The organism is Pedobacter sp. 01N416 (assembly GCF_056399685.1).
On record NZ_JBFTRT010000479.1, the window covers coordinates 1 to 7,140 of the forward strand.

Consider the following 7,140-nt stretch of genomic DNA (forward strand, 5'->3'; position numbering starts at 1 on the left):
AAGAACTTGTTGATCTGGTAAACCTCGCGGCCGATCACTTATATATCGTTAAACTTCAGTTGCGGAAAGTCTTCTTCCTCTCTCCTGTGTTTCTGTTTATCTCAATCTTTTTTTTCTATCTTCCCGACATCCGCCGTTCCGATTCTTTTACCCTTCCTTATCGTTGGGAGTGCAAAGGTAAGGATCTTTTCCGGAATCACAAATAAAATAAATTTTATTTTTTTAACCCCCTCTTTTTCCTATTCCCCTCTTTTCAATACGCTGATGTTAACCAGCTTTCCGTCATTCCCGAACGGGCKGCAAAGGTAGCAATCTTTTCCTCTTCCGCAACATTTATTTTAAAATAAATCCCGCTCTCATTATCCCCTGCGCCATCCTTTCATTCAAAACCCTTCCTCCGAAGCGGGATGCAAAAGTAGAAAAAATTAACACTAACGCAAAGCTTTTTTACGGATCAACGAAAGGATTCTGTTAACCACATGGTTTTCAGACAGAAAAAATGTTGCAGTGGGCAAAACTTTCTGGAACAAATAATGTTTATGCACTCCCCTGCCCTTAGACTTCCGAAGTTTTTCCTGAGCTTTGGCCCTCCGAAACTTCGGAAGACCCTGCAGAATAAACCCGATTGCAATGGAAAGCCCACAGCGCAGCGAGGACTTGCAATGAAAAGCGGGAACAAACCCTCATAGTAGTACTGAACCTGCTTTCCTAAAAATCACAAACAATATACCACTAGGCAAACTTCCGAAGTTATCCTTACACCCCGCTCTTTTAAACCTCGGAAGTTATTTACTGAAATCATACCTATATAGTAGTAAGAACCTGCTTTGCTAAAAAAGATTAAAAATTCAATCTCTAGTGTTCCGAAGCCCTTTCCATCGCCTTGGCCTCTTAAACTTCGGAAATCAAAAATATTTTATAAATTAGTTAGATGCTTTTGGTTAAACAATGGACTTCTGACTTATTTGGATTACTATTTCCAAATCTATGTAATGCATGTGGCAATTCTTTGTTTCGCCACGAAGAGTTGATTTGTTTAAAATGCCTATACGACCTTCCTTTTACCGATTATCACCAACATGCAGATAATAGGGTTGCCAAGCAGTTATGGGGCCGCTTACCACTTAATGCTGCAATGGCCATGTTGTATTTTAGAAAAGGAGCGAAGGTTCAAAACTTAATCCATAACTTAAAATATAATGGCAGAACCGATGTTGGGGTACTATTAGGCAATATGCTAGGAGAACGGCTAAAAACCGGAATTCTTTATCAAGATATCAACATGGTTATCCCAGTTCCTTTACATCGTAAAAAATATAAGATTAGGGGTTATAACCAAAGTAGCTTTATTGCAAAAGGAATTGCAACACAAATGGGAATAGATATTAGTGAAGATCACCTTATCCGGACTACTTCAACGGAGAGTCAAACTAAAAAAAGCAGGTATAACCGGTATGAAAATATGAAAGATGTTTTTCAGGTAAATTCTGCTGAAGATATAATTGGTAAACATATTTTACTGGTTGACGATGTAATTACCACTGGGGCAACGCTTGAAGGCTATTGTAAGTAGCCAAACATTTTTCTAAGTTTGATTTATGCGTTTAAATATTGGTTTAGTGCTTTTAATTTTATTCATTGGTTCAGCTTGCCGGAAAGGGGAGCGTATAACCACAGATATGAATGCTAAACTAAACATCTCTAATAAAGAAGTATTATTTGATACCATCTTTACTTCAGTAGGATCAACAACTAAAAGAATAAAGATTGTCAACAAAAATAATGATGCGGTTAAAGTTTCCGAAATCAGATTATCAGGTGGCAATACTTCGGCTTTTAGCATTAACATTAACGGGGAGCAAACGCAGAGCAAAAATGATCTCATTATAAACGGCCGGGATTCTATAAACCTCTTTGTCAAAGTTTCGATCAATCCAAATTCAACTAACCTGCCCTTTCTGGTTCAAGATTCTATCATATTAAATACAAATGGGAATAAACAGGTAATTCAGCTTTTAGCTTATGGACAGAATGCTGTATTTGTTAACGAATCGACAATTAATGCCAATACCATCTGGACAAAAGCTCTACCCTACATTATTAATGGATCGTTAACTGTTAAGAGCGGGGGCTCACTAACGATCCAACCTGGAACTAAAATTTATTTTCACAAGGATGCAAATTTAAACATAGAAGGGAATCTAGTGGTTAATGGCAGCCTTGCTGAACCTGTACTATTTTGTAGCGATAGGCTGGAATACATATATAGTGATGAGCCTGGGCAATGGAAAGGGATTTTCTTAAAACGGACTGGATGTGGACTTATTAAAAATGCGATCATCAAAAATGCATCTGTTGGCATTACCTCCGATTCTTTGGCCATTAACAACAACCCCAAATTAATTTTAAGCAACAGTATAATTAAAAACATGCAGGTGGCGGCTTACATTGGCTACCACTCGGAACTGCTTGCATTTAATAATGTGATGTATAACTGCGGAAATTACTTAATATATGCAGTAGGGGGAGGGAATTACAACTTAAAACAGAATACTTTTGCTGGTTACAACTCAAATTTCCCGCGTAAAACTGCCTCTCTGAGTTTTTCAGATTATTTATCGGCAAATGCTTATAACAAACTTCAGGTAGATTTAACCAATAATATCATATGGGGGAGTTTAACGAATGAATTGGATATCCAAAAGAAAACGTCTGCAATAGTGCAATTCAATTTATGGAGCAATTTAATCCGATCTACCAACAGCGCTTACAGCAACAATGGCAACATTTTAAATACCGATCCTCTTTTCATTAATCAAGATCTAGAAGATTTTCGAGTATCTCCCGGTAGCATCGTCAGAAAAAAGGGAGCTGATTTAAGTACTGATCCGTATTTCTTTAATTACCTTAATCAGGATGCGAAAGGAAATGCAAGAATTTATCCCTCAACCTTAGGCAGTTACGAGAAATAATTTATTTTTTTTTATTTTCTCAAAACAAAACGGCGATAATTTCCGTTTATATATTCGAGAGCGTTAATTTAGATGGTAAGGGTCGATATTTCTTCTAAGAATATCGGCCCTTTACTTTTACCAAGATTTTAAGATTATAGGGTTGCCACTAAATTTTTAAGCTATTTTTTTTAACATCGCTTTAATCTCCAACAAGATTTATTTCTTTAGAATTTAGCATTGGTACCTATGGCAGCCTGCAGCCCCGCTTTCCCCCCTGCCGTTTTAATTCATCAATATCAAAATATATAAATTATTTGAATACGCCTATAACCAAAAAAGTGGCTACAAATTAATGCAAAGCTTTATCTATTTACCTGAGTTCGATTATTAAATTGTAAAAATAACTATCAGACAAGGTTTATTCCTAATCTCATCGTCATGCTGAACTTGTTTCAGCATCCTTTTTGGCAGGAAAGACCCTGAAATAAATTCAGGGTGACGACCGATTTAACCCAAAACTGAGTTTAGATATCAATCAGTATTTAATTATCGAATTCAGGTTATTTGTTTGTTATAAAATTATTCTACAGTTACCGATTTAGCTAAGTTTCTAGGCTGATCTACATTACAACCACGCATCACTGCAATATGATACGATAATAACTGAAGTGGAATAGTTGCTATAAGTGGTAAAAAGGCTTCATTAGCATCAGGAATTTCGATACAGTAATCGGCCATTTTCTTCACCTCCGTGTCTCCCTGGGTTACAATCGCAATCACTTTACCTTTTCTTGCTTTTACTTCTTGTATATTGCTGATCACTTTTTCGTATGATGAATTCTGCGTAGCAATAAAAACCACCGGCATTTCTTCATCAATTAAAGCGATAGGCCCATGCTTCATTTCTGCTGCAGGATAACCCTCTGCATGGATGTAAGAAATTTCCTTAAGCTTTAAGGCACCTTCTAAGGCCACAGGGAAACCACTACCTCTTCCCAAGAACAAACAGTTGGTAGAATCTTTGATCTTTTCTGCAACTTCTTTGATCAGATCGTTCGATTCTAAAGCAACCTGAATTTTTTCAGGGATATGGTCCAGTTCGGTTAAAAGCTCGATTAATTTTGAGGTGGTAATGGTTCCTTTTTGCTGCGCCATGTAAAAGGCCATCAAGGTTAGAACCGTTACCTGGGCAGTAAATGCTTTTGTTGAAGCTACGCCAATTTCTGGACCAGCATGGGTGTAAACGCCGGCATGGGTTAAACGCGGGATGGAAGCCCCCGCAACATTACAGATCCCAAAAATAGTTGCTCCACGTTCTTTAGCCATCTCGATGGCCGCCATGGTATCAGCAGTTTCGCCGGATTGTGAAATGGCAATTACCACATCTTTTTCGGTGATAATTGGATTTCTATACCTGAATTCTGAAGCATACTCCACCTCTACAGGTATACGGGCATATTCTTCGATCAGGTATTCGCCAACCAAACCTGCATGCCACGATGTTCCGCAGGCCACAATAATGATCCGGTCTATATTTTTTAATTTCTCTGCAAATTCTTTGATCCCGCCAAGCTGAACTTTTCCTTCTTCAGGATAAATACGTCCACGCATACAATCTTTAATTGAACGTGGCTGCTCATAAATTTCTTTAAGCATAAAGTGATCAAAGCCACCCTTCTCCAACATCTCTAGTTTTAGCTGTAGCTCTTGAATTAAAGGGGTTTGCACTACGTTATCCAATTGTTTAACTAAAAGGTCATTTTTGGTAATCAGGGCGATTTCGCCATCCTTTAAATAAATTACGGTTTTAGTATACTCAATAATCGGGGTAGCATCAGAGGCAATAAAATATTCTCCTGCTCCAACGCCAATTACCATCGGACTTCCTTTCCTCGCAGCAATTAAACGATCAGGGTGTTCTTTATCCATAATCACGATGGCGTAGGCACCGTTCACTTCCTGCAAAGCCAAACGAACTGCTTCTAAAAGATCAATATTTTCAATTTCCTGGATTTCTTCAATCAGGTGAATTAATACCTCTGTATCCGTATCGCTTTTAAACTCGTGGCCACGACTAGTCAATTCTTCTTTTAAGGTGGCGTAGTTTTCGATAATTCCATTATGGATAATAGACAGCTTCCCGCCATTTGATGTGTGGGGATGAGAGTTTCGATCGGAAGGCACGCCATGAGTTGCCCATCGCGTATGTCCCATACCAATTGTACCACACTTATCTTTGTCTTCTGCATATTCTTCTAAAACAGCTACTTTTCCAGCCTTTTTATAAATATGCTGACCACTATCGTTCATCAGTGCAATACCAGCACTATCATAACCCCGGTATTCTAATCTTTTAAGACCTTTCAATACAATTGGCCAGGCTTCTCTGTAGCCAATATAGCCTACTATTCCACACATAAGTTACATCATTTTATTGGTCAAATATATAAAACAAACGTTTGTTTTGCATCATTAGGGCGAAAAACTTACTTCACAAAAAAAAGCAGTTACAAATTAATGTAACTGCTTGTCTTCAGTCTCTTTTAAACCGCGGGTAGTAATTGCGGCAGTACCTACACGGATACCTGAAGTTACAAATGGCGATTTATCATCGAAAGGAACCATGTTTTTGTTCACTGTAATTTCTGCTTTCTCTAAAGCATTTTCAGCTACTTTACCAGTAATATTTTTATTTCGAAGATCGATCAGCATCAAGTGGTTATCTGTGCCACCAGAAATAATGCCATATCCTTTAGCTACAAATGCTTTGGCCATTGCCTGTGCATTAGCTGCAACTTGTTTAATGTACGTTCCGTACTCCTCGCTTAAAGCTTCGCCAAAAGCAATTGCTTTAGCCGCAATAATATGCTCTAACGGACCACCTTGTGTACCAGGGAAAACCGCCATATCGAGCAGGTTACTCATTAAACGGGTTTCACCTTTAGGTGTTTTTAATCCCCATGGATTTTCGAAATCCTGTCCCATCATAATCATACCCCCACGTGGGCCACGTAAAGTTTTGTGGGTTGTAGTGGTTACAATATGGCAATGTGGAAGTGGGTTAGCCAACAATCCTTTTGCGATTAAACCTGCAGGGTGAGAAATATCGGCCAAAACCAAAGCACCGATTTTATCAGCTACTGCACGGATAAAAGCGTAATCCCACTCGCGGGAATAAGCAGATGCACCGCAGATAATTAATTTAGGTTTTTCGGCTAAAGCAACTTCTTCTAATTTTTTATAGTCAATTAATCCGGTTTCTTTTTCTACCCCATAAAATAAAGGCTGATATAGTTTACCCGAAAAGTTAACAGGCGAGCCATGCGTTAAGTGACCTCCATGAGAAAGATCAAATCCCAATATTTTATCGCCTGGCTGCAAAACGGCAAGCATTACTGCTGCGTTAGCTTGTGCGCCAGAGTGCGGCTGAACGTTTACCCATGCTGCACCGAACAACTCTTATGCTCTATCGATAAGTAAGAAATTCAAATTTAATTTAGGCCGTATTAGGATAATGCTTTCACATTAAAGTTGTTAAAGCCGCTCCCAATGGTTATCTCTATGATTTGTTGCTGCAACATTTCTAAAATAGCCAGGAAATTATAAACGAAATGCACTTTATTATCCGAATTTTTAAGCACTAAAGCAAAATCGATCTGTTTATTGATATCGAGCAAATTCGCAATAAAGTGTTTTTGCTGCTCGATAGTGTAAGGATATTGTACCACGGTGTGTTTAACCTCTTCGCTGCGCAGCTCATATTTCTGCATCGTTCGGTGGTAAACGGTTAAAAGTTTATAGAGATCCAATGATAAAAGTTCATCCTGATGACTGGAAGATGCAGCGGCCAGGGTTAAATCATATGCAATATTACCCCGCTGATCTTGTTTAAACCGTTCCTCTTCAAAAACTTTCATTTCTTCTGCTGCAGATTTAAACTGCTTATAGGCGATAAGCCTTGCAATAAGGTCTTGTTCAGCATTAATTTCATTTCCGGCTTCATCAACCTCAATCCTTGGCAAAAGCATTTTAGATTTAATGCGCATCAACGTTGCAGCCACTAAGATAAATTCGCTGGCAACTTCTACATTTAAAGCTAGGAGCTGATGGATATAGGCCAAAAAGTCGTTGGTGATTTTGGCAATCTCCACATCCTGGATATTAAGTTCATCCCGCTCTATAAAGA

5 protein-coding genes and 1 pseudogene are annotated in these 7,140 nt (G+C 38.4%); 3 read left to right on the top strand and 3 right to left on the bottom strand.

Going from position 1 to position 7,140, the window contains the following annotated elements; translation table 11 throughout:
• The 3 genes from AC1DND_RS21805 to AC1DND_RS21815 all read left to right on the top strand — a co-directional run.
• Positions 1-206 (top strand): hypothetical protein (locus AC1DND_RS21805; protein ID WP_477584716.1); only part of this gene is annotated, 206 nt, incomplete at its 5' end.
• Positions 207-931: 725 nt separating this feature from the next.
• Positions 932-1,573, top strand: coding sequence for a ComF family protein (locus tag AC1DND_RS21810; protein ID WP_477584717.1), 642 nt, complete (start codon positions 932-934; stop codon positions 1,571-1,573).
• Positions 1,574-1,679: 106 nt separating this feature from the next.
• A complete protein-coding gene (locus AC1DND_RS21815; RefSeq protein WP_477584718.1) occupies positions 1,680-2,972 on the top strand; it encodes a hypothetical protein in 1,293 nt (430 codons plus the stop codon).
• Between the two features lie 561 nt (positions 2,973-3,533).
• Here the strand turns inward: AC1DND_RS21815 and glmS are convergent.
• The 3 genes and pseudogenes from glmS to AC1DND_RS21830 form a co-directional block, all read right to left on the bottom strand.
• Positions 3,534-5,372, bottom strand: coding sequence for a glutamine--fructose-6-phosphate transaminase (isomerizing) (glmS, locus tag AC1DND_RS21820; protein ID WP_477584719.1), 1,839 nt, complete (start codon positions 5,370-5,372; stop codon positions 3,534-3,536).
• A 102-nt stretch (positions 5,373-5,474) separates the two neighbouring features.
• Positions 5,475-6,413: pseudogene (gene glyA, locus AC1DND_RS21825) on the bottom strand (serine hydroxymethyltransferase); the annotation flags it as partial.
• A 47-nt stretch (positions 6,414-6,460) separates the two neighbouring features.
• Positions 6,461-7,140, bottom strand: a 680-nt coding sequence (locus tag AC1DND_RS21830) for a segregation and condensation protein A (RefSeq protein ID WP_477584720.1), incomplete at its 5' end; no start/stop codon positions are given.

Coding starts and splice junctions, on each gene's coding strand:
- AC1DND_RS21810 (WP_477584717.1), top strand. CDS start 932: ATGCTTTTGGTTAAACAATGGACTTCTGACTTATTTGGATTACTATTT.
- AC1DND_RS21815 (WP_477584718.1), top strand. CDS start 1,680: ATGAATGCTAAACTAAACATCTCTAATAAAGAAGTATTATTTGATACC.
- glmS (WP_477584719.1), bottom strand. CDS start 5,372: ATGTGTGGAATAGTAGGCTATATTGGCTACAGAGAAGCCTGGCCAATT.